Annotated in this window: 16 protein-coding genes and 1 pseudogene; 11 read left to right on the top strand and 6 right to left on the bottom strand. The window is 67.7% G+C overall.

All coding sequences use genetic code 11. The features are described 5' to 3' along the window. Positions 1 to 43: 43 nt before the first annotated feature. A complete protein-coding gene (locus tag WS46_RS09725; RefSeq protein ID WP_059690359.1) occupies positions 44 to 658 on the bottom strand; it encodes a LysE family translocator in 615 nt (204 codons plus the stop codon). Positions 659 to 885: 227 nt separating this feature from the next. On the opposite strand from WS46_RS09725, the gene WS46_RS09720 reads away from it, so the two are divergent. Next, positions 886 to 2,037, top strand: a complete 1,152-nt coding sequence (locus WS46_RS09720; protein WP_059690358.1) for a porin — start codon at positions 886 to 888, stop codon at positions 2,035 to 2,037. A 111-nt stretch (positions 2,038 to 2,148) separates the two neighbouring features. Here the strand turns inward: WS46_RS09720 and groL are convergent, their stop codons facing one another. The 3 genes from groL to WS46_RS09705 all read right to left on the bottom strand — a co-directional run bounded on the left by groL (position 2,149) and on the right by WS46_RS09705 (position 5,351). After that, complete coding sequence (gene groL, locus WS46_RS09715; protein ID WP_059690357.1) at positions 2,149 to 3,789, bottom strand: chaperonin GroEL; 1,641 nt, start codon at positions 3,787 to 3,789, stop codon at positions 2,149 to 2,151. Positions 3,790 to 3,801: 12 nt separating this feature from the next. Beyond that, positions 3,802 to 4,092: a co-chaperone GroES gene (locus tag WS46_RS09710; RefSeq protein ID WP_059532162.1), complete on the bottom strand. Its 291-nt coding sequence runs from the start codon at positions 4,090 to 4,092 to the stop codon at positions 3,802 to 3,804. 239 nt (positions 4,093 to 4,331) lie between these two features. After that, positions 4,332 to 5,351 carry an NAD(P)-dependent alcohol dehydrogenase gene (locus WS46_RS09705; protein ID WP_059690356.1) on the bottom strand — a complete coding sequence of 340 codons (1,020 nt, stop codon included), beginning with the start codon at positions 5,349 to 5,351 and terminating at the stop codon, positions 4,332 to 4,334. A 127-nt stretch (positions 5,352 to 5,478) separates the two neighbouring features. Here WS46_RS09705 and WS46_RS09700 point away from each other — a divergent pair, with 127 nt between their 5' ends. From WS46_RS09700 to WS46_RS09680, 6 genes and pseudogenes are all read left to right on the top strand, one after another. Further along, positions 5,479 to 6,432: a LysR family transcriptional regulator gene (locus WS46_RS09700; RefSeq protein ID WP_059690355.1), complete on the top strand. Its 954-nt coding sequence runs from the start codon at positions 5,479 to 5,481 to the stop codon at positions 6,430 to 6,432. A gap of 2 nt (positions 6,433 to 6,434) precedes the next feature. After that, positions 6,435 to 6,548: pseudogene (locus WS46_RS33635) on the top strand (SDR family oxidoreductase); the annotation flags it as partial. Between the two features lie 143 nt (positions 6,549 to 6,691). Further along, entirely contained in the window at positions 6,692 to 8,647 is a 1,956-nt protein-coding gene (locus WS46_RS09695) for an arylsulfatase (RefSeq protein WP_059690354.1), read from the top strand. Positions 8,648 to 8,657: 10 nt separating this feature from the next. Then, positions 8,658 to 9,707: a formylglycine-generating enzyme family protein gene (locus WS46_RS09690; protein ID WP_059690353.1), complete on the top strand. Its 1,050-nt coding sequence runs from the start codon at positions 8,658 to 8,660 to the stop codon at positions 9,705 to 9,707. Next, a complete protein-coding gene (locus WS46_RS09685) occupies positions 9,704 to 10,513 on the top strand; it encodes a MetQ/NlpA family lipoprotein (RefSeq protein WP_059690352.1) in 810 nt (269 codons plus the stop codon). Before WS46_RS09690 ends, WS46_RS09685 begins: the two co-directional genes overlap by 4 nt. Positions 10,514 to 10,615: 102 nt before the next feature. Beyond that, positions 10,616 to 10,942 (top strand): antibiotic biosynthesis monooxygenase, encoded by a 327-nt coding sequence (locus WS46_RS09680; protein ID WP_059690351.1) that lies wholly within the window; start codon positions 10,616 to 10,618, stop codon positions 10,940 to 10,942. Between the two features lie 62 nt (positions 10,943 to 11,004). Here WS46_RS09680 and WS46_RS09675 read toward each other — a convergent pair whose 3' ends face one another. Next, positions 11,005 to 11,937, bottom strand: coding sequence for a LysR family transcriptional regulator (locus WS46_RS09675; RefSeq protein WP_044847290.1), 933 nt, complete (start codon positions 11,935 to 11,937; stop codon positions 11,005 to 11,007). 202 nt (positions 11,938 to 12,139) lie between these two features. Here WS46_RS09675 and WS46_RS09670 point away from each other — a divergent pair, with 202 nt between their 5' ends. The 4 genes from WS46_RS09670 (at position 12,140) to pdeR (ending at position 20,857) form a co-directional block, all read left to right on the top strand. Then, complete coding sequence (locus WS46_RS09670; protein ID WP_059690350.1) at positions 12,140 to 12,913, top strand: putative hydro-lyase; 774 nt, start codon at positions 12,140 to 12,142, stop codon at positions 12,911 to 12,913. A gap of 201 nt (positions 12,914 to 13,114) precedes the next feature. Continuing rightward, on the top strand, positions 13,115 to 14,413 hold the full coding sequence (locus WS46_RS09665) for an MFS transporter (protein ID WP_059532142.1): 1,299 nt from the start codon (positions 13,115 to 13,117) through the stop codon (positions 14,411 to 14,413). A gap of 121 nt (positions 14,414 to 14,534) precedes the next feature. Beyond that, positions 14,535 to 18,173, top strand: a complete 3,639-nt coding sequence (locus tag WS46_RS09660) for a hydantoinase B/oxoprolinase family protein (RefSeq protein ID WP_059690349.1) — start codon at positions 14,535 to 14,537, stop codon at positions 18,171 to 18,173. Positions 18,174 to 18,853: 680 nt separating this feature from the next. Then, positions 18,854 to 20,857 (top strand): cyclic di-GMP phosphodiesterase, encoded by a 2,004-nt coding sequence (gene pdeR, locus WS46_RS09655; protein WP_059690348.1) that lies wholly within the window; start codon positions 18,854 to 18,856, stop codon positions 20,855 to 20,857. A gap of 51 nt (positions 20,858 to 20,908) precedes the next feature. Here the strand turns inward: pdeR and WS46_RS09650 are convergent, their stop codons facing one another. Continuing rightward, positions 20,909 to 21,772 (bottom strand): crotonase/enoyl-CoA hydratase family protein, encoded by an 864-nt coding sequence (locus WS46_RS09650; RefSeq protein WP_059532133.1) that lies wholly within the window; start codon positions 21,770 to 21,772, stop codon positions 20,909 to 20,911. Positions 21,773 to 22,116: the final 344 nt, after the last annotated feature.

Genomic DNA, 22,116 nt, shown 5'->3' with positions numbered 1-22,116 from the left:
GCAAGCGGCCTTTTTTTGTTGCGATGCCGGCGCGTGACGGCGCTCAGCGCCCGGCCAGCATCCGCCCGCCGAGCCCCATCAGCAGCAGCCCGGCCGTCGTGTCGAGCACGGCCTTGCGCCGGATCAGCAGCCGGCGCACCGACGGGTGCGACGCGAGCAGCGCCATCGTGCAGTACCACGCGCCCGAAATTCCGATCGACAACACGACGACCGCGAGATCGAGCCACGCCGGCGTATGGGCCGGCACCATCAACGCGAAGATACTGCCGTAGAACGCGACGGATTTCGGGTTCGTCATGCTGACCACGTAGCCCTTCTTCGCGGCATGCCAGTCGGAGGACGCGGCCGGCGCGGAAACCGCGGGCGGCGTGCGCGCGGTCAGCACCATTTTCAGGCCGAGCCAGATCAGGTATGTGGCGCCCGCGAGCCGCAGCGCGGTGTGCACCCAGGCGACGTGGGTCACGAGCAGGCTGAGGCCGGCGATCGCGATCGCCGCCCAGGTGCCCGATGCGGCGGCGAGGCCGAGCCCGGTCATCACGCCGGCGCGGCGTTGCGCGACGGCGGTCGACGTGACGATCACGAAGTTCGGGCCCGGGCTGGCCACGCTCAGGAACAGGACGCCGGCGAGCGGCAAAAGGGTGGCGAGGGTGGTCGACATGGCTTGGGCGGCAAAGCGACGGAAGGGGCGTTCATCTTACCGCGGGCGCGACTTACCGGTCGCCGCACGGCTGCTTCCGCGATTGTTGAGCGTATTGGAAAGGTCCAATCCGGAAGCAGCAATAGGTGCCGCGAATATGACCGATTATTCTCCCGAGCGCTATACCGGCAAGCCGACACGAATGCTGTCGGACTGCTTACAAAATCAATCGCTCAGGGAGGCCTTTCATGAAACGCATCGTCGTATCCGGTGGTGTCGGCGCGGTATTCGTCTTGACAGCGGTGTCGTCCGCATTTGCGCAGAGTTCCGTCACGTTGTATGGCCTCGTCGATACGGCGATCCGTTATCAGACGAACGCCGGCCCCGACGGCAAGGACCTGATCGGAATGACCGTCGGCCCCGAAACGCACAGCCGCTGGGGCTTGCGCGGCAGCGAGGATCTCGGCGGCGGCCTGTCGGCGATCTTTCGTCTCGAGAACGGCTTCGAGCTCGGCGACGGCAAGCTGCACGTCGCGAACACGCTGTTCAGCCGGCAGGCATACGTCGGCCTGTCGAGCGACCGGTACGGCTCGCTGACCTTCGGCAACCAGTACGCCCCGCTGTACGACACGATGGGCGACGTGTTCGATCCGATGACCGTCGGCGACTACTGGCAGGACAGCTGGGCGTACAACGGCATCGGCAATTACCTGACCGTGCCGAACTCGGTGAAGTACAAGTTCTCGTACAACGGCTTCAGCATCGATGCGATCTACGGGCTCGGCAATCATGCCGGCGCGATGGGTCTCGACAGTACGTACGGTGTCGAGCTGACCTACGCGCAAGGGCCTGCGTCGATCAACGCCGGCTACCAGCAGACCTCGGTGTCGTCCGTGAACGGCAGTGCGGTCAACGGCGCGAAGGTGAACTTCCTGCACGTGAGCGGCGCGTATCAGGTCACGCCGTCCGTGCGCCTGCTGGCCGGCTGGCTGCACGGTCAGGACAAGACTGGCACGACGGACTTCAACATGCAGCAGGCCGGCGCGCCCACGCTCGCCGGCGGCAGCCCGAACCGCATCGACGATACGTTCTACGTCGGCGCGAACTGGCAGGCCACCGCGCCGCTGCTGATCACGGTGGCCGGCTATTACGGCCACGCGCGCAACGCGGAGCGGCTCGACGGCACGCTCGGCTCCGGGATCAATTACTCGGCGACCATGCTGGCCGAATATGCGCTGTCGAAGCACACGGAGGTATACGGCACGGTCGATTTCGCACGCGGCAACGGCGCGTTCGCGGCCGACTACCCGGGTGCCACCAACCGGCTCACCGGCAAGGTCGATCAGATCGGCAGGACCAACAACGTCGGGGCCGCGATCGGCCTGCGCCAGATGTTCTGACGACGGCGCGCGGGGCGGGCGCGCACGAAAAAACGCGTGGCGACCGATGCCGCCACGCGTCGTGGATCGAAGCGCGCGGTCGCCCGGCTTGGGCGTGCGCGCTTGCCGGCGTCAGAAATCGAACCCCGGACCGCCTGCGCCCGGACCACCCGGCACCGCAGCCGGCGCCGCATCCTTCGGCGCTTCGAACACCGTCGCATCGGTCGTCAGCAGCAGCCCCGCGACCGACGCCGCGTTCTGCAGCGCGGTGCGCGTGACCTTGGTCGGATCGAGCACGCCCGATTCGACGAGGTCGCCGTATTCACCGGTCTGCGCGTTGTAGCCGAAGTTGCCCGAGCCCTCCGCGACTTTCGCGACGACCACGCTCGCTTCCTCGCCCGCATTCGTGACGATCTGGCGCAGCGGTTCCTCGAGTGCGCGCAGCACGATCTTGATGCCCGCGTCCTGGTCGGCGTTCGCGCCCTTGAGTGCGCGGATCGCCTGCCGCACGCGAATCAGCGCGACGCCGCCGCCCGGCACGATGCCTTCCTCGACGGCCGCGCGCGTCGCGTGCAGCGCATCGTCGACGCGATCCTTCTTCTCCTTCACCTCGATCTCGGTCGCGCCGCCGACCTTGATCACCGCGACGCCGCCCGCGAGCTTGGCCACGCGTTCCTGCAGCTTTTCACGGTCGTAGTCGGAGGTCGCTTCCTCGATCTGCACGCGGATCTGCCTCACGCGCGCCTCGATGTTCTTCGCATCGCCCGCGCCGTCGATCACGGTCGTGTTTTCCTTGCCGACCTCGATGCGCTTCGCCTGGCCGAGTTCGGCGAGCGTCGCCTTCTCGAGCGTGAGGCCCGTCTCCTCGGCGACGACCTGGCCGCCGGTCAGGATCGCGATGTCTTCCAGCAGCGCCTTGCGACGATCGCCGAAGCCCGGCGCCTTGACCGCGACCGTCTTCAGGATGCCGCGGATGTTGTTCACGACCAGCGTCGCGAGCGCTTCGCCTTCGACGTCTTCCGCGATGATCAGCAGCGGCCGGCCCGACTTCGCGACCTGTTCGAGCACCGGCAGCAGGTCGCGGATGTTCGAGATCTTCTTGTCGTGCAGCAGGATGTACGGGTTCTCGATTTCGGCGATCTGCTTGTCGGCGTTGTTGATGAAATACGGCGACAGGTAGCCGCGATCGAACTGCAGCCCTTCGACGACGTCGAGCTCGTCGGCGAGCGACTTGCCGTCCTCCACGGTGATCACGCCTTCCTTGCCGACACGGTCGATCGCCTCGGCGATGCGCTGGCCGATCGATTCCTCGCCGTTCGCGGAGATCGTCGCGACCTGCGCGATTTCCTTGCTGGTGGTGGTCGGCTTGCTGATCTTCTTCAGTTCGTCGACGGCCGATGCCACCGCCTTGTCGATCCCGCGCTTCAGGTCGAGCGGATTGAGCCCGGCCGCGACGTATTTCTGGCCTTCGCGCACGATCGCCTGCGCGAGTACGGTGGCCGTCGTCGTGCCGTCGCCGGCCGCGTCGCTGGTGCGCGACGCGACTTCCTTCACGAGCTGCGCGCCGACGTTCTGCAGCTTGTCCGCGAGTTCGATTTCCTTCGCGACCGACACGCCGTCCTTGGTGACGACGGGTGCGCCGAAGCTGCGTTCGAGCACGACGTTGCGGCCTTTGGGCCCGAGCGTGACCTTCACCGCATTGGCGAGAATGTTGACGCCTTCGGTCAGCTTCGCACGGGCGACGTCGCTGAAAATGATTTCCTTCGCTGCCATGATTGCACTCCGTTATTGACTGACGACCGCGACGATGTCTTCCTCGCGCAGTACGAGGAATTCGTTGCCGTCCACCTTGACGGCCTGGCCTGCGTACTTGCCGAACAGCACGCGTTCGCCGACCTGCAGGTCGGGCACGATGCGCTGGCCGTCCGCGTCCTTGCGGCCGGGGCCGACGGCGATCACTTCGCCCTGGTCGGGCTTTTCCGCGGCGCTGTCGGGGATCACGATGCCCGAGGCGGTGGTGGTTTCCTGGTCGAGTCGCTTCACGATGACCCGGTCGTGCAAGGGGCGTAGGCTCATCTGTCCGTCCTGTTCTGTTGCGTCGAAATTGGCTGGCACTCTTTGATGGAGAGTGCTGACGAGTATAAAAACGCGGGACGGCGCGATCCAATAACGGATTCCGAAATGCATTTGCGTGGATGCGCTATGGGAGCGTCGACGACGCGGCACAGCGCGGTACGCGGATGCGGGTACCGGCGCGGAAGAGTGCGATGTAGAGACGGCAGCGAGGAGAAGGCGGCGTGCGCCGCCTTCATCCGTTACGACGCGACGCGAATCACGACCTTGCCGAAATGCTGGCCCGACTGCAGGTACGCATACGCTTGCGGCGCCTCGTCGAAACCGAACACGCGATCGACCACCGGCTTGATCCGTTTCGCATCGACGAGCCGCACGACGTCGTCGAGCATCGCGCGGCTGCCGACCATGAGGCCATGCAGTTTCCGAATGCCGCCGATCAGCGACAGCAGCCCGAGTTCGGGGCCGCCGAAGCTGCTGAGGCCGCCGATGACCGATACGATGCCGCCCAGCTTCGTCGCGGCGACCGAGCGCGCGAGCGTATCGCGTCCGCCGACTTCGATGACGAGATCCGCGCCCGCACCGTCGGTGAGCCGCAGCACTTCATGCTGCCATTCGGGCGTCGTGCGGTAGTTGATCGTTGCGTCCGCACCGAGTGCGCGGGCGCGTTCGAGCTTGGCATCGCTCGACGAGGTCACGATCGTGCGCAGTCCGGCCGCATGCGCAAGCTGCAGCGCGATGATCGATACACCGCCCGTGCCGAGCAGCACGACCGTCGCGCCCGGTCTCAGCCCGCCGTCGACGAACAGCGCATTCCACGCGGTGATGCCCGCGCACGACAGCGTTGCCGCTTCGTCGTAGTCGAGATGCGCAGGAATCCCGACGAGCGAGGTTTCGTCGGACACGAAGTGCTCGGCCAGCACGCCGTCGAATTGCGCGCCGGGCGAACCCGAGACTTTCTGCGGCGTGGGCGGCCCGTCGATCCAGTGCGGGAAATACGTATTGATCACGCGATCGCCCGGCTTGAACCGCGTGACGTCGCGACCGGTTTCGACGACTTCGCCGGCGCCGTCGGCGACGGGTATCAGCGCGTCGGTGCCGATGCCGAGATAGTCGCCGCGCGCGAACATCAGGTCGCGGTAGTTCAGTGCGGTCGAGTGGATCTTCACGACGACGTCGGTCGGTCCGACCGGGCGAAGCGTCGCGTCGATGCGCCGGAGCCCGGCAATGCCGTCCCCCGGTTTGATTTGCCATGCGTGCATGTCGGCTCCTTTTTCGAGATGGACCGGACTATCATAGTGTTGCGCAACGGGACACATTGGCGAGAATTCGGCCAACGATTGTCGCCGGCACGGACACAGACCTGTCATTCCATCGGAGCGGAACTGCATGGACGAGCGATTGAGAGGCATCGTCGAATTCGTCGACGTCGTGGAGTCGGGCAGCTTCGCCGCGGCAGCGCTGCGCCTCGGCATGACGCGCTCGGCCGTGGCGAAGATCGTCGCGCGCCTCGAACAACGGCTCGGCGCGCGGCTCTTGCAGCGCACGACGCGCCAGCTCGGCTTGACCGACGAAGGACTCGTCTATTACGAGCAGTGCCGGCGGTTGCTGGCCGAACTCGGCGAGACGGAGGCCGCGCTCGACGCGGGCCGGCGCGAGCCGACCGGGCGCGTGCGGATCAGCGTGCCCGTGCTGTTCGGCCGGCAATGCGTGGCGCCCGTCGTGCGGCGCCTCGTCGAGCGTCATCCGCGGCTTGAAATCGACGTGTCGTTCAGCGATCGCCTGGCCGACCTGGTCAACGACGGCTTCGACATCGCGGTGCGCATCGGCGAGCTTGCGGATACGAGCACGCTCGTCGGGCGGCGGCTTGGCGTACAGAGGATGGGCATTTGCGCATCGCCGGCGTATCTCGAACGTCATGGCCGGCCGACGGGATCCGACGAGCTCGCGTCGCACGTCGGCATCGCGTATTCGCGCGGCGGGCAGCCGACGCCGTGGCGGATCATCGGCCCGGACGGCGCGGTGCACGACCATCGCCCGGCCGGCCGCCTGCGATTCGACGATCTGCAGGCGATCGCCGACGCGGCGGCAGCCGGCGCGGGCCTCGCGTGGCTCCCGTGCTGGCTGATGGCGCCGTACGTGCGCGACGGCCGTCTCGCGCTCGTGATGGACAGCGACAGCGTGTCGGGCGCCGAAGTGTTCGCGGTGCGCCCGGCGTCGCGCAATGTGCCGATGAAGGTGCGCGTCGTCATCGATGCGCTCGTTGACGAGATTCCGCGCATGCTGGCGTCGGACGACGCGGACGGCGAGCGCGTGCCGCCGCGCAGCGTTCACGCTACGTAGCCACGCCGCACGACGTGGCCGCCGCCATCGCGTTCCTGTTGTCCGACGATGCGGCGGTCGTCACGGGGCAGGTGCTCGCGGTGGATGGCGGCGGCAGCCTCGACGGACGCGGCTGACGCAACGCGTGTATGACGGCGCGAGCCGTCGATCAACGGGCGGCGTGCATATTCCCCCTTCCCGTTAGCATGTGACGAATCCGACTTTGGGTGCCGCGCGGGCGCCGCTAAGATCGCCGATCCGTAATCGAGCGTTCGACAAAATGAAAAAGTCCGCGTCGCCGTTGCATGCCTTCCGTTTCCGTGTCGTCTGCGCCGCGATTGCCGGCGCGTTGTCGCTCGCGTCGTGCGGGGGCGTCGACAGCGATGCGCCGTCGCAGTCCGCCGCGACACCACCGCAGGCCGCGAAACGCCCGAACATCCTGTACATCATGGCCGACGATCTCGGCTATTCCGACATTCACGCATTCGGCGGCGAGATCAGTACACCGAACCTCGACGCGCTCGTCGCGTCGGGCCGCATCCTGTCGAACCACCACACGGGCACCGTATGCGCGATCACGCGCGCGATGCTGATTTCCGGTACCGATCACCACCTCGTCGGCGAAGGCACGATGGGCGTGCCGACCGACGAGCGGCGCGGGTTGCCGGGCTACGAGGGCTACCTGAACGATCGCGCGCTATCGTTCGCACAACTGCTGAAGGACGCCGGCTATCACACTTATATCGCGGGCAAGTGGCACATCGGTTCGGGGATCGTCGGCAGCGCGACGGGCAGCGGACAGACACCGGACCAGTGGGGCTTCGAGCGCAGCTACGTGCTGCTCGCCGGCGCGGCGACGAACCACTTCGCGCACGAACCGGCCGGCTCGTCGAACTACACGGAGGACGGCAGCTACGTGCAGCCGGGCCAGCCCGGACAACCGGGCGGCGCGGGCGGCAGTCCGGCCGTGTTCTATTCGACAGACTTCTATACGCAGAAGCTGATCTCGTACATCGATTCGAACAAGCGGGACGGCAAGCCGTTCTTCGCGTACGCGGCCTACACGTCGCCGCACTGGCCGCTGCAGGTGCCGGACCCGTGGCTGCACAAATATGCGGGCGTATACGACGCCGGCTACGACGCGATCCGCAACGCGCGGATCGCGCGACAGAAGGCGCTCGGCCTGATCCCCACCGACTTCAAGCCATTTGACGGCCTTCCGGAAACGACGTCGGCATCGCCGGCCACGGCGAACAACGGCACCGCGAACGCGAAGTACATCAGCGCCGTGCATTCGGCCGCCGACGGCTACAGCGACTACGGCACCGGCAAGGTCGACAAGCTTTGGTCGAGCCTGAGCCCGGCCGAGCGCCGCGCGCAGGCGCGCTACATGGAGATCTATGCGGGGATGGTCGAGAACCTCGACTACAACATCGGCCTCTTGATCCAGCACTTGAAGGACATCGGCGAATACGACAACACGTTCATCATGTTCCAGTCGGACAACGGCGCGGAAGGCTGGCCGATCGACTCCGGCGCGGACCCGACGGCGACCGACACCGCGAACGGGCAGGACCCGGTCTATTCGACGCTCGGCACCGACAACGGCAAGCAGAACGCGCAACGGCTGCAATACGGGCTGCGCTGGGCCGAAGTGAGCGCGACGCCGTTCCGGCTCACGAAGGGCTATTCGGCCGAAGGCGGCGTGTCGACGCCGACGATCGTGCGGCTGCCGGGGCAGACGCGGCAGTTGCCGACGCTGCGTGCGTTCACGCACGTGACCGACAACACGGCGACGTTCCTCGCGGTCGCGGGCGTCACGCCGCCGTCGCAGCCGGCGCCGCCGCTCGTGAACACGTTGACGGGCGTCGATCAGAACAAGGGCAAGGTCGTCTACAACAACCGCTACGTCTATCCGGTGACGGGGCAGTCGCTGCTGCCGGTGCTCACCGGCTCGGCGACGGGCGAAGTGCATACGACGCCGTTCGGCGACGAAGCGTACGGCCGCGCGTACCTGCGCAGCGCCGACGGCCGCTGGAAGGCGTTGTGGACCGAGCCGCCGCTCGGGCCGCTCGATGGCCACTGGCAGCTGTACGACCTCGCGGCGGACCGCGGCGAGACGACCGACGTGTCCGCGCAAAACCCATCGGTGATCGGCACGCTGGTCGACCAGTGGAAGACCTACATGAGCAACGTCGGCGGGGTGGAACCGCTGCGTCCGCGCGGCTACTACTGAGGACGGCACGATGCGGTTCCGCTTCCGGACACTCGCCGCGGCGCTCGCGGCCACGCTGTTCGCGGCTGCGTTCGCCGTCGGCTTTGCGAGCCCGTCGGCGTTGCCCGGCGGCGCCTTCGACGACGCGAATCGCGGCCGCACGCTCGCGCCGCTGGGCTCCGAACGGCAGTGCGAGCGCTACTCGGGGTTGCCGACGAAGTGGCGCGACGACCCAAAAGCCGGGATGGTGCACCTGAGCGGCGGCGCGTTCGTGTTCGGCAGCACACGCGGCTATGCGGACGAGCGTCCGGCCGGTGACGGCAAGACGCGTGTCGGCGGCTTCTGGATCGACCAGACCGACGTGACGATCGCGCAGTTCGCCGCGTTCGTGCAGGCGACCGGCTACGTGACCGAGGCCGAGCAGCAAGGCGGCGCGGCTGTGTTTCATGTGCCGACGCGCGACGAGTTGAACGCGCGTGACCTCGCGTGGTGGACGTGGGTGAAGGGCGCATCGTGGCGGCAGCCGCGCGGCCCCGGCAGCAGCGTCGACGGGCTCGGCAACCTGCCCGTCACGCTCGTCACGCAGCGCGACGCGCTCGCGTATGCGCACTGGCTCGGGCGCGACCTGCCGACCGAAGCAGAATGGGAATACGCGGGCAAGGCCGGTCGCGACGACGCATCGCTCGATGCGGCGCCGCGCGACGCTCGGGGCAAGCCGGCCGCGAACTACTGGCAGGGCGCGTTCCCGGTGCTCGATACGGCCGAGGACGGCCACGCGGGGCTGGCGCCGGTCGGCTGCTACGCGGCGAACGGCTTCCGCCTGTACGACATGATCGGCAACGCATGGGAATGGACCAAGGACGCATACACGGGCCCGCATCAGTCGCACACGAACGGCGACACGGCGGCTGTCGCACCGCCGACGCGCCGGCACGACACGCCGATGGTGATCAAGGGTGGCTCGTTCCTGTGCTCGCGCGATTACTGCGTGCGCTATCGCGCGTCGTCGCGCGAACAGCAGGAAGCCGATCTCGGCACGTCGCATATCGGGTTCCGCACGGTTCTGAGGGATGCGTCATGAAGCAGGTGATGTATCGCGTTGCCGCGTCGCTGATCGTTGCATGCGGTGTCGCCCATTCGGGCTGGATCGTTGCGGCCGAAACCGCCACGGCGACGATCCGCGTCGGCGTGACGCGCGGCGTGCACGCGGACATCCTCGACGAGGTGAAACGCGTCGCGGCCACGCGCGGGGTGCGTGTCGACGTCGTCGAATTCGACGACGCGTCGCGCATCGATTCCGCGCTCGCGGACGGCACGATCGACGCGGCGAGCTTCGAGGACGCGCAGCGCCTTGCCTCGACGTGTACGGCGAAAGGCTATGCACTGACCGCTGTCGCGCCGACCGTCACGTTGCCGATGGCGCTCTATTCGCGCAAGCTAAGGAGTCTGAACGATTTGCAGCCCGGTGCGACGGTTGCGATCCCGGCCGATCCGCGCGGGATGGCACGTGCGCTCGTGCTGCTGCAGAACGACACGCTGGTGACGCTGCGCGAAAAGGCCGGCCTGCATGCGACGCTGCGCGACGTGACGGGCAACCGGCTTGCGCTGAAATTCGTGGCCCTGCGCCGTGACCGGCTGCATGCGGCGCTCGACTCGGCCGCGTTCGTCGCGATGGACAGCGAGGACGCCGCGCGCGCGGGGCTGCAGCCGGCGCGCGACAGCATCAATCTCGAGGATGCACGCTCGCCGTATGCGAACGTGCTGACGGTGCGCGACGCCGACCGCACGAAGCCGTGGGTCGCGCAGCTCGTCGCCGCGTATCACTCGGACGACGTCGCGCATTTCATCCTGACGCGCTACCAGGACTCGGTGCGACGGCCGTGGTAGACGACTATCGTCTCGCGTTCAATGCGTGCGGACGCTGCTGCAACGGTGCGCGCTGCGTGCCTTACACTTGCCGCTCTTTCAACCGTCTCCGATGGAGCGCGCATGTACGCCTCGACCTTCATTTTCCGCGCAGGGATATACGATGACGAGTTTCACCGGCTCGACCGCCAGATCGCCGACATGGCGCGCGCGACGCCCGGCTACCTCGGCGAGGAGACGTGGGAGAACACCGAGGCGGGGCTGATCCAGAACGTTTACTACTGGGAATCGGAGGCGGCGCTGCAGCAGTTGATTCGGCATCCCGCGCATCTGGAAGCGAAGGCGAAGCAGGCGCGCTGGCTGGACGGCTATCGCGTGGTGATCTCGCAGGTGTTGCGCGAGTATGGCGACGGCAAGCTTGCGCAGCCGCGTGCGGGGCAGCCGGCGTAAGCCGATCGCCGAACGGGCGCTTCAGGCGCCGTGCGTGATCCGCCCGGCATCCCCACACCACCTCAAAGCGCCTCGACCAGCAACCGGTTGCTCTTCTCGCAATACTCGTGACACGCAGCCCGCGCTGCGATCGACGCGCCGTGCACGAACTTCGGCGCATCCGCCCGCCGCGACATCGACACGACGATCGACGGCGGCGACGGCTGCAGCGGCAGCTCGACGACCTCGCCGCTGGCGATCAACGCATCGACGAACAGCACCGGAATTGCCGCCACGCCGAAGCCGTCGCGCACGAGCTGCACGATCACCGAGATCGACGGCGAGCCGGTGATGCGCGTCTCCGACAGCGGCACGCCATGCGCGTGCGCGAGCGTGCGCACGATGTCCTCGAGCGCGCGGTGGGGCGCGGTGCCGCGCCCGTAAGTCAGGATCGGCTGGCGCAGCACCTGCCGCGCGAGCCCCGTGCGCGCGGTCGGGAGCAGCCCGGCACGCGCGATCCAGCGCACCGGATAGTTCGCGAGCGCGTCGCAGACGACCGATGCCTCGTCGCTGCCCTCCACGCGAATGATCAGATCGAGCTCGCCGGCCATCAGCCGGCGCTGCAGCACGACGCTGACGTCGACGGTCAGGTCGATCTCCAGTTGCGGATAGTCGGCGGCGAGGCGCCGCAGGTAATGCGGCAGCCAGCTGTGCACGACCGTCTCGATCACGCCGAGCCGCAGCTTGCCGCGCAGCGCGCTTTCGCCGGCCGCGGCGGCCTGCAGTTCGTGCGTCGCCTCGACGACGGCCTTCGCATAGCCGAGCAGATATTCGCCGTTCGGCGTGAGCCGGAACTCGCGGCTGTCGCGATCGACGAGCACGGTCTGCAATTCATCCTCGAGCGCCTTCAGGCGCTGCGAGATCGCGGCCGGCGTCGCGTGCAGCGCGGCGGCCGTCGTGCGGAAGTTGCGCAGCTTCGCGAGCGTGACGAAGGTTTCGAGGAAACGCGTGTTCATGGCGGTCGGCAAGTCGTTGGGCGCGCAGCTTGCCCCGCTGAAAAAATGAACGGGACCGGGGAAAACCCCGAGATCCGTTAAGGAATTCTATACACACGGCGCAAAAAAACTCGTTGGCGACAAAATTTTTTCTTTTCTATTCTTCGCCGTATCCGCTGACGCAACCGTCATCCAACGACAGACCGATCCGCCAACGACCATCATGACACCTTCCGAATTCCGCCAGTCCGTACGCAACGGCGCGTTCCGCAGCCCGACGGCCGGCCAGTGCGGCCCGTTCGCGCAAGCAAACCTCGCGATCCTGCCGAACGCGTACGCGCACGATTTCCTGCGCTTCTGCCAGGTGAATCCGAAGGCGTGCCCGCTGCTGGGCGTCGGCGAACCGGGCGCGTTCCGGCTCGACGTGCTCGGCGAGGATCTCGATATCCGCACCGACGTGCCGAGCTACAACGTATACCGCGACGGCCGCCTGACCGAGCGGGTCGAATCGCTCGAGGCGCTGTGGCGCGACGATTTCGTCGTATTCGCGATCGGCTGCTCGTTCTCGTTCGAGGACATGCTGGCGCGTGAAGGGATCGGGCTGCGCCACATCGAGGAGGGTCGTAACGTGCCGATGTATCGCACGTCGATTCCGAATCGCCGTGCGGGGATCTTCGGCGGGCAACTGGTCGTGTCGATGCGGCCGCTGCGCGGCGCCGACGCGATCCGCGCGGTGCAGATCACGAGCCGGTTTCCGGGCGTGCATGGCGCGCCGGTCCATATCGGCCATCCGCGTGAACTCGGCATCGCCGATCTCGGCGCCCCCGATTTCGGCGACGCCGTGACGGTGCGCGACGACGAGCTGCCGGTGTTCTGGGCGTGCGGCGTGACGCCGCAAACCGCGCTGATGGAAGCGAAGCTACCACTCGCGATCGCGCATACGCCCGGCTACATGCTGATGACCGACATCACGAACGCGTCGCTGGCCGTGTTCTGACCCGGTCGGAGCGGCGGCCCGCGCGGTCGTTGATCCGGCCCCGACGCGGCGGTCCGCCGCCGCCGCAGACGATCCGCCCGCCCGGAGGGCGGCGCGCAGCCGCGGCCCGACGATCGCGAGCACCACGCACCACGCACCACGCACCACGCACCACACACCACACGCACGGTTTCGACCGCACATTTCGACAGGAGCTTCACCATGGAAAGCAAGACCCTCGCGGCGCCCGCCGCCGACCCCGCGGGCCCCGCGCGCAACGGCCTGTTCGGATGGTATGCGGACGCGCAACCGCGCGAGCGCCGCGCGTTCTGGAGCTGCAAGGTCGGCTACATGCTCGACGGGATGGACACGCAGATGCTGTCGTTTGTGATCCCGACGCTCGTCGCGACCTGGGGCATCTCGCTCGCGGACGCCGGCTTCATCGGCACGATGACGCTGCTCGCGTCGGCGCTCGGCGGCTGGATCGCCGGGATCCTGTCCGACCGGATCGGCCGTGTGCGCACGCTGCAACTGACCGTGCTGTGGTTCGCGGTGTTCACCGCGCTGTGCGGGCTCGCGCAGAACTATCACCAGCTGCTCGCGGCGCGCGCGCTGATGGGCTTCGGCTTCGGCGGCGAATGGACGGCCGGCGCGGTGCTGATCGGCGAAGTGATCCGCGCGCGCGATCGCGGCAAGGCGGTCGGCCTCGTGCAGTCGGGCTGGGCGATCGGCTGGGGGCTGTCGGCGCTGTTGTATGCGCTGCTGTTCTCGGTGCTGCCGGCCGAGCAGGCATGGCGCGCGCTGTTCCTCGTCGGCCTCGCGCCCGCGCTGCTGGTGGTCGTGATCCGCCGCTACGTGAAGGAGCCCGACGTCTACGAGAAGGAGAAGGCCTCGCAGGCGAAGGTGGCCGACGCGCCGCGTCTCACCGAAATCTTCGCGCCGAAGCTGCTGTCGACGACGCTGCGCGCGGCGCTGCTGACGACCGGCGCGCAAGGCGGCTACTACGCGATCACGACCTGGCTGCCGACGTTCCTGAAGACCGAGCGGCACCTGACCGTGATGGGCACCGGCGGCTATCTCGCGATGATCATCTTCGGCTCGTGGGTTGGCTACCTGACGAGCGCATACCTGACCGACCGCCTCGGCCGCAAGCCGAACTTCATCCTGTTCGCGCTCGGCTCGATGGTGATTGCGTTTTCGTACACGTCGCTGAACCTGACCAACGCGTCGATGCTGTGGCTCGGCTTCCCGCTCGGTTTCTTCGCGTCGGGCATCTTCTCCGGGATGGGCGCGTTCCTCACCGAACTGTTCCCGACCCGCGTGCGTGGTTCGGGCCAAGGCTTCTGCTACAACGTCGGCCGCGCGATTGGCGCACTGTTTCCGTTCCTGATCGGCGCGCTGTCGAAGCAGTACGGGCTCGGCATGAGCATCGGCATCTTCGCGGTCGCCGCATACGGCGTGGTGATCGTCGCCGCGCTGACGCTGCCCGAAACGCGCGGCCGCGAACTCGACGCCGCCTGAGCGGGCATCCGCCCGCCGCCTTTTTACCGCTCCCCTTTCATCGAAGCCCTCACGCGGCGCGCGACGCGCGCCGTGCGGCGGCGCTCGTCCTTCGCTTCAACGACGCATCGAGTTCATCGCCATGACTGACCGACAACCTTCCCCCGTTTCCTCCGACGCCGCGCGCTGGCAATTCTGGATCGACCGCGGCGGCACCTTCACCGACATCGTCGCGCGCCGGCCCGACGGCTCGCTCGTCACGCACAAGCTGCTGTCGGAGAATCCCGAGCAGTATCGCGATGCGGCCGTGGCCGGCATCCGCCATCTGCTCGGTCTCGCCGACGGCGAGCCGATCACGCCCGAACGCGTCGACATGGTGAAGATGGGCACGACGGTCGCGACCAACGCGCTGCTCGAACGCAAGGGCGAACGCACCGCGCTCGCGACGACGCGCGGCTTTCGCGACGTGCTGCGCATCGCATACCAGAACCGCCCGCGCCTGTTCGACCTCGACATCGTGCTGCCCGATGCGCTGTACGAGACCGTCGTCGAAATCGACGAGCGGATCGGCGCGCACGGCGACGTCGTCGTGCCGCTCGACGTGCAGGGTGCGGAAGCGGCGTTGCGCCGCGTGTTCGACTCGGGTGTGCAGGCGCTGGCCATCGTGCTGATCCACGGCTATCGCCACACCGCGCACGAACGCGCGCTGGCGGATCTCGCGCGCCGGATCGGCTTCACGCAGGTGTCGGTGTCGCACGAGGTGTCGCCGCTGATGAAGATGGTGTCGCGCGGCGACACGACCGTGGTCGACGCGTACCTGTCGCCGATCCTGCGCCGCTACGTCGAGCAGGTCGCGCACGAGATGCCCGGCGTGAACCTGCAGTTCATGCAGAGCAGCGGCGGCCTGACGCGCGCCGATGCGTTCCAGGGCAAGGACGCGATCCTGTCCGGCCCGGCCGGCGGCATCGTCGGAATGGTGCGCGCCGCGCGCGCGGCCGGCTTCGAGCGCGTGATCGGCTTCGACATGGGCGGCACGTCGACCGACGTATCGCACTACAACGGCGAATTCGAGCGCGTGTTCGAGACGCAGGTGGCCGGCGTGCGGATGCGCGCGCCGATGATGAGCATCCACACGGTCGCGGCCGGCGGCGGCTCGGTGCTCGGCTTCGACGGCGCGCGGCTGCGCGTCGGGCCCGAATCGGCCGGCGCGAATCCCGGGCCGGCCGCATATCGGCGCGGCGGCCCGCTGACGGTGACCGACTGCAACGTGATGCTCGGCAAGATCCAGCCCGATCACTTCCCGCGCGTGTTCGGCCCGCACGCGGACGAACCGCTCGACCGCGACGGCGTGGCCGCGAAGTTCGCGGCGCTCGCCGACGAGATCCACGCGGCGACCGGGCGGCGCGACACGCCCGAGGCGCTGGCCGAAGGGTTCCTGGAAATCGCGATCGGCAGCATGGCGAACGCGATCAAGAAGATCTCGGTGCAGCGCGGCCACGACGTGTCGCGCTACGTGCTGACGACGTTCGGCGGCGCGGGCGGCCAGCACGCGTGCGGCGTGGCCGACGCGCTCGGGATGACGCAGGTGTTCGCGCATCCGCTCGCGGGCGTGCTGTCCGCCTACGGGATGGGGCTTGCCGACCAGACCGCGATGCGCGAGCGCGCGGTGGAGGCCGTGTTGTCCGACGAATCGTTGCCGGCGCTGAATGCCGCGCTCGACCGGCTGACCGACGAGGCGGTCGGCGCGTTGCTCGAACAGGGCGTGCCGCCGGCGCGCATCGCGACCGAGCGCCGCGTGCACCTGCGCTACCAGGGCACGGATTCCGCGCTCGACGTGCCGGCCGGCAGCGTCGCGGCGATGCAGCAGGCGTTCGAAACCGCGTACCGGCAACGCTACGCGTTCCTGATGCCCGGCACGCCGCTGGTCGCCGAACTCGCGTCGGTCGAGGCGATCGGCCGCTCCGATGCACCGGTCGAGATCGCACCGCTCGAGCCGCGCGACGAGGGCGCGGCGCCGCACGCGCACAGCGCCGTGCGTTTCTATTCCGGTGGCGAATGGCACGACGCGGCGCTGTACGTGCGCGACACGCTGCTCGCCGGCGACGCGATCGACGGCCCCGCGATCGTCGCGGAGCAGAACGGCACGACCGTCGTCGAACCCGGCTGGCGCGCGCGGATGACCGCGCAGGGCAACCTCGTGCTGACGCGCACGACGCCGCTGCCGACGCGCCGCTCGCTCGGCACCGACGCCGACCCGGTACGGCTCGAGATCTTCAACAACCTGTTCATGTCGATCGCCGAGCAGATGGGGCTGCGGCTGCAGAACACCGCGTATTCGGTCAACATCAAGGAGCGGCTCGACTTCTCGTGCGCGATCTTCGACGGCGACGGCAACCTGATCGCGAACGCGCCGCACATGCCCGTGCACCTGGGCTCGATGGGCGAGAGCATCCGCACGGTGATCGAGCGCAACCGCGGCCGGATGCGCGACGGCGACGTGTTCATGCTGAACGATCCGTATCACGGCGGCACGCACCTGCCGGACGTGACCGTCATCACGCCAGTGTTCGCGGACGGCTCGGACACGCCGCTGTTCTACGTCGGCTCGCGCGGCCACCACGCGGACATCGGCGGCACCACGCCGGGCTCGATGCCGCCCGATTCGACGCACATCGACGAGGAAGGCGTGCTGATCGACAACTGGCAGCTCGTGTCGGCGGGCGTGCTGCGCGATGCCGACACGCGCGCGCTGCTCGCATCGGGCCGCTATCCGGCGCGCAACGTCGAGCAGAACATGGCCGACCTGCGCGCGCAGATCGCGGCGAACCAGAAGGGCGTCGACGAACTGCGGCGGATGGTCGAGCAGTTCGGCCGCGACGTCGTGCTCGCGTTCATGCGACACGTGCAGGACAACGCGGAAGAGGCGGTGCGGCGCGTGATCGGTGCGCTGCAGGACGGCGCGTACCGCTATCCGCTCGACAACGGCGCGGAGATTCGCGTCGCGATCCGCGTCGACCGCGCGGCGCGCCGTGCGGAGATCGACTTCACCGGCACGTCCGCGCAGCTCGACAACAATTTCAACGCGCCGAAGGCCGTCTGCATGGCTGCCGTGCTGTACGTGTTCCGTACGCTGGTCGGCGACGACATCCCGCTGAACGCCGGCTGCCTGAAGCCGCTGACGGTGATCGTGCCGGCGCGCTCGATGCTGAACCCCGAGTATCCGGCGGCGGTCGTGTCGGGCAACGTCGAGACGTCGTCGGCGATCACCAACGCGCTGTACGGCGCGCTCGGCTGCATCGCATCGAGCCAGGGAACGATGAACAACTTCACGTTCGGCAACGATCGCTACCAGTACTACGAGACCATCGCCGGCGGCAGCGGCGCGGGCGACGGTTTCGCGGGCGTCGGCGCGGTGCAGACGCACATGACGAACTCGCGGCTGACCGATCCGGAGGTGCTCGAATGGCGCTACCCGGTGCGGCTCGACTCGCATCGGCTGCGCGCGGGTTCAGGCGGCGGCGGGCGCTGGCGCGGCGGCGACGGCGCGGTGCGGCGGATCCGCTTCCTCGAGCCGATGACCGCGTCGATCCTGTCGAACAATCGGATCCATGCGCCGTTCGGCGCGGCGGGCGGTGAGGCCGGCGCGCTCGGCCGCAACACGATCGAGCGGGCGGACGGCACGGTCGAGACGCTCGAGCACGTCGGCCGCGCGCAGATGGCGCCGGGTGACGTGTTCGTCGTCGAAACGCCGGGCGGCGGCGGTTACGGCGCGGCGGGCTGAGCGGCTCGACGCTGCGCAATGCAACGCGCGGAAGCGGTGCGGCGGCGTGCCCGCCGGACGGTTTTCGCGCGTCGCGGCCGGATCATCGCACCGGTTCCATCAGATGCCGCCGCAATGCCTGCGCGACGCAGCGATATATTCGCGTGCACTAATTAGCCCGATATTGCAGCGAGTATGGGAATAAAGTCGTGCATTCCGGCGTGAATGGAAATGGAAATTCCCCATTTCGCGTGCTGCCCAATACGATCCGACCCCGCCAGAAATCCGACGGGGGCAGATCGCTGCCGGTTGCCGTCGATTCCCGAAAACGCCCGCCCGGCAAGGCGCACCGCCGAATCCGCCGGCTCCGCTCAGGGCCGCTGCACGCGCCCACGTGCGCGCCGCCAATCACGAAAAATCCTCCGTGCCAATCGAGTTGCGATTCCTTGACACTCCGTTCTAAATGTGAGTGCCAATCCGCTTCGTCATTTGATAAGATGGCTTCCATCATTCGCTTGGAAACCTGCGCGCGACATGCGCGAACGCCGGTTCGCATTGGTTGGAAACAAGTACGGAACGAGGGCCGCTGGCACAGTCATCGCGACTGCCCCGCCGGGTACGCGCGCAGCGCGCCCGGCGATCGGCGGCGGCCCGCTCGGCTCCGTCTACACTGTGCGTTTTTTCTGGATCGGGGCGTGTCCATGGATGACGAAAACGATAGCGCCGTGCTCGAAGCGCATCTCGGTACGCGTAGCCCATGCTGGCGTCTCGGCAGCGACAGCAATGCACTCGAACTGGCCGCCGTTCGCGGCCTGACCAATGTCGCGGTGGCACTGACCAGCGAGCAGGCCGCGCGGATCCGCGCGCTCACCGGCGTCACGTCGCACCTCGTGCTCGAACTCGCGCTGTTCGGCGATCCGGTCAGCCTCCATCTGGTCGGCAGGAAGGTCGATACCGCCAATTGGGCCGGCACGGCCTCCGCCTATTCCGATACCGCCTCCGTCGCGAGCGACCTCGCGCACGGGCTCGCATTCGCCGAGCAGGTCGTGTCCGAAGTGAATTCGCTCGTCGTGATCCTCGACCGCAACGGCATGGTGCAGCGCTTCAACCGTCTGTGCGAGGAAGTGACGGGCAAGCGCGAGGTCGACGTGATCGGCCGCAGCGCGTTCGAGCTGTTCATGAGCCCCGAGCAGGGCGCGCAGTCGCGCACCAACATCACCGGCTTTTTCGCGAGCAACCGTTCGTTCGCGGTCGAGCGCTACATCAACACGGTCAACGGCCCGCGCCTGTTCCAGTTCCGCAACAAGTTCGTGCAGAGCGGCAGCGGCGTCGACGAGCAGTTCCTGATCTGCTCGGGCATCGACGTCACCGAGGAGCGCAACGCGCAGCAGCGGCTCACCGAGCTCGCGAATACCGACGTGCTGACCGGCTTGCCGAACCGTCACGCCATCAGCGAGCGCATCCGTGTCGCGCTGGCCGCGGACCGCACCGACGTGCGCGGCCAGGTCGGCATCCTGTTCCTCGATCTCGACAACTTCAAGCGCGTCAACGACCACTACGGGCACATCACCGGCGACCGCCTGCTGCAGGACGTGTCCGCGGTCATCGGCGGCTGCCTGCCGTCCGGCGCGACGCTCGCGCGGCTCGGCGGCGACGAATTCCTGGTGCTGTTCGAGCACGGCACGCGGCCGCTGCTCGAAGCGACCGCGCAGATCATCCTCGAGCGGCTGCGTACGCCGATCCACCTCGGGCTGGTGGAGGTCTACACGAGCTGCTCGATCGGCATCGCGATGTATCCGCAGCATGGCGATTCGCTCGAAACGCTGATCCGCAGCGCCGACACCGCGATGTACGTCGCGAAGGAAGAGGGCAAGCATACGTACCGCGTGTTCTCGCTGGAGATGAACCAGAAGGTCGCGAAGTATATGTGGCTCGACACGAACCTGCGCAAGGCGCTCGAGGACGAGCAGTTCGTGCTGCATTACCAGCCGGTCATCGACATCGCGACCGGCGACGTGCACAGCGTCGAGGCGCTGATCCGCTGGCAGTCGCCGGATCGCGGAATCGTCGCGCCGATCGAGTTCATCCGTTTCGCGGAGGAGTCGGGGCTGATCGCGCCGCTCGGCCGCTGGGTGATGCGCACCGCGGCCGCGCAGGCCGCCGCGTGGAAGGCGAAGGGGCTCGGCGTGCGGATCGCGGTGAACGTGTCGGCGCGGCAATTGCAGGACATGAACATCGTCGACCAGTTCGCGACGATTCTCGACGGCGCGGGGCTGAAGCCGAGCCTCGTCGACATCGAGCTCACCGAAAGCAGCTTCATCGAGGACGAGGAATCGGCGCACGAGCTGATGAAGCAGTTCCGCCAGCTCGGCGCGGAGATTCACCTCGACGATTTCGGCACCGGCTATTCGTCGCTGTCGCAACTGTCGCGGTTGCCGCTCGATTCGATCAAGCTCGATCGCACCTTCATCACGGGCATCGACCGCAACCCGCGCTCGCAGGCGCTGGTGCGCTCGGTCGTGTCGCTCGCGAAGGCGCTGAGTTTCTCGGTGGTCGCCGAAGGCGTCGAGACGCACGCGGAAGCCGAATTCCTGAAGCAGATCAACGTCGATCACGCGCAAGGGTTCTACTTCGCGCGGCCGATGCCGGCCCAGGCGTTCGAGGCCTGGCTCGCGGAAACGAGAAAGCTCAGGCTGATCGCCTGAGCCCCACCGCATGACGGGCGCCGCCGGTTTCGCGGCGGCGCTTCGCTCACATCACACCGTGCGCAGCTTCGACACGCGCCGGTTCTGCAGCATCACCAGACGTTCCATGTACGCGAGATCCTTCGGCTCGATCGTGAACGCCGCGTGAACCCATTGCTCGGTGATGTCCATCAGCTCGGAACGCGTGAGATGGAACACGCGTTCGCGTGCGCGCAACATCGCGCGGATGCCGTTCAGCTTCGGCTTCATCACGTCGATGAAGGTGCGCGTCGCGAGATACGCGTCGCCCGCGTCGAACGTCTGGTCGACCAGACCGCGATCCTCGTACCACTCGGCCGCATGCGGCTCGCCGGACGAGATCAGCGATTCCGCGAGCCCTCGGTCCGCCTTGCGCGCGACCAGCGAATAGCCGCCCATGCCCGGAAACAGGTTGAACGCGATCTCGGGAAAGCCGAGTTTCACGCCCTTCTGCGCGAGCATGTAGTGGTGCGCGAGGGCGGCCTCGAAGCCGCCGCCCAGCGCGCTGCCCTCGACCATCGCGATCGAGATCGCCCCGGTGCCGAAGCCGGTGTAGATCTCGAACACGCCGTCGATGCACGAGCGCGCGTAGGCCATCAACTGGTCGCGGCGGCCGCTGCGGATCGCGTCGACGAAGAAGCTCAGGTCGCCGCCGACGTTGAACAGCTCGGGGACGAGCGAGCCCGTCACCCAGAAGTCGAACGGCAGGCCCGAGTCGCGTGCGACGCGCGCGAGATGGATGATGTCGGTGACGAGTTGCTGGTTGAAGCACGGCCGCGGCTCCGATCGCAGCATCATCCACATGACGTTGCGGCCTTCTTCGTAGAACGCGGTCAGTTGCGTGAGTTCGCCTGCTTCGTAAAACGGACGGCACGCCGGATGGGATTGGAGTTGCATGGTATGTCCTCGTGAGATGTGGTTTTCAAGAACCGCCGCGGCCGGCGTCGTGGAAACCTGCCCCCGGACGGCGCCGGCCGCGAGGCACCGCCATTGTTGCGCGCGCATAGAAGCCGAATTGCGCGGAACAACGCATGAACGGGACGCGAGCGGGCAGCGCGTTCGGTACGGATCGGGCTGACCATGCGAACGATGCGAATGACGCGATCGAGGTGATCGCTCGGCGGGAGGACGGCGATGGGGAAGGCCGGGAAGAGGCCCGCGTCCGGGTGTGGGGAGGCGGTGAGGGCGTCGGTGCGTACGCGGCCCGTGGGGCGGCGCGACATGCCGGTCGCTTACGCGTT

The sequence above is a fragment of the Burkholderia sp. RF4-BP95 genome (assembly GCF_001521985.1).
Classification (GTDB): domain Bacteria; phylum Pseudomonadota; class Gammaproteobacteria; order Burkholderiales; family Burkholderiaceae; genus Burkholderia; species Burkholderia diffusa.
This window is presented reverse-complemented; position numbering and strand designations above follow the sequence as displayed.

Bases quoted from the DNA above. Each gene is read 5' to 3' on its own strand.
- WS46_RS09690 (WP_059690353.1), top strand. From the start codon at position 8,658: ATGCGGTTCCGCTTCCGGACACTCGCCGCGGCGCTCGCGGCCACGCTG.
- WS46_RS09670 (WP_059690350.1), top strand. From the start codon at position 12,140: ATGACACCTTCCGAATTCCGCCAGTCCGTACGCAACGGCGCGTTCCGC.
- WS46_RS09650 (WP_059532133.1), bottom strand. From the start codon at position 21,772: ATGCAACTCCAATCCCATCCGGCGTGCCGTCCGTTTTACGAAGCAGGC.
- WS46_RS09720 (WP_059690358.1), top strand. From the start codon at position 886: ATGAAACGCATCGTCGTATCCGGTGGTGTCGGCGCGGTATTCGTCTTG.
- WS46_RS09680 (WP_059690351.1), top strand. From the start codon at position 10,616: ATGTACGCCTCGACCTTCATTTTCCGCGCAGGGATATACGATGACGAG.
- WS46_RS09685 (WP_059690352.1), top strand. From the start codon at position 9,704: ATGAAGCAGGTGATGTATCGCGTTGCCGCGTCGCTGATCGTTGCATGC.
- pdeR (WP_059690348.1), top strand. From the start codon at position 18,854: ATGGATGACGAAAACGATAGCGCCGTGCTCGAAGCGCATCTCGGTACG.
- WS46_RS09710 (WP_059532162.1), bottom strand. From the start codon at position 4,092: ATGAGCCTACGCCCCTTGCACGACCGGGTCATCGTGAAGCGACTCGAC.
- WS46_RS09695 (WP_059690354.1), top strand. From the start codon at position 6,692: ATGAAAAAGTCCGCGTCGCCGTTGCATGCCTTCCGTTTCCGTGTCGTC.
- WS46_RS09660 (WP_059690349.1), top strand. From the start codon at position 14,535: ATGACTGACCGACAACCTTCCCCCGTTTCCTCCGACGCCGCGCGCTGG.
- groL (WP_059690357.1), bottom strand. From the start codon at position 3,789: ATGGCAGCGAAGGAAATCATTTTCAGCGACGTCGCCCGTGCGAAGCTG.
- WS46_RS09665 (WP_059532142.1), top strand. From the start codon at position 13,115: ATGGAAAGCAAGACCCTCGCGGCGCCCGCCGCCGACCCCGCGGGCCCC.
- WS46_RS09705 (WP_059690356.1), bottom strand. From the start codon at position 5,351: ATGCACGCATGGCAAATCAAACCGGGGGACGGCATTGCCGGGCTCCGG.
- WS46_RS09725 (WP_059690359.1), bottom strand. From the start codon at position 658: ATGTCGACCACCCTCGCCACCCTTTTGCCGCTCGCCGGCGTCCTGTTC.
- WS46_RS09675 (WP_044847290.1), bottom strand. From the start codon at position 11,937: ATGAACACGCGTTTCCTCGAAACCTTCGTCACGCTCGCGAAGCTGCGC.
- WS46_RS09700 (WP_059690355.1), top strand. From the start codon at position 5,479: ATGGACGAGCGATTGAGAGGCATCGTCGAATTCGTCGACGTCGTGGAG.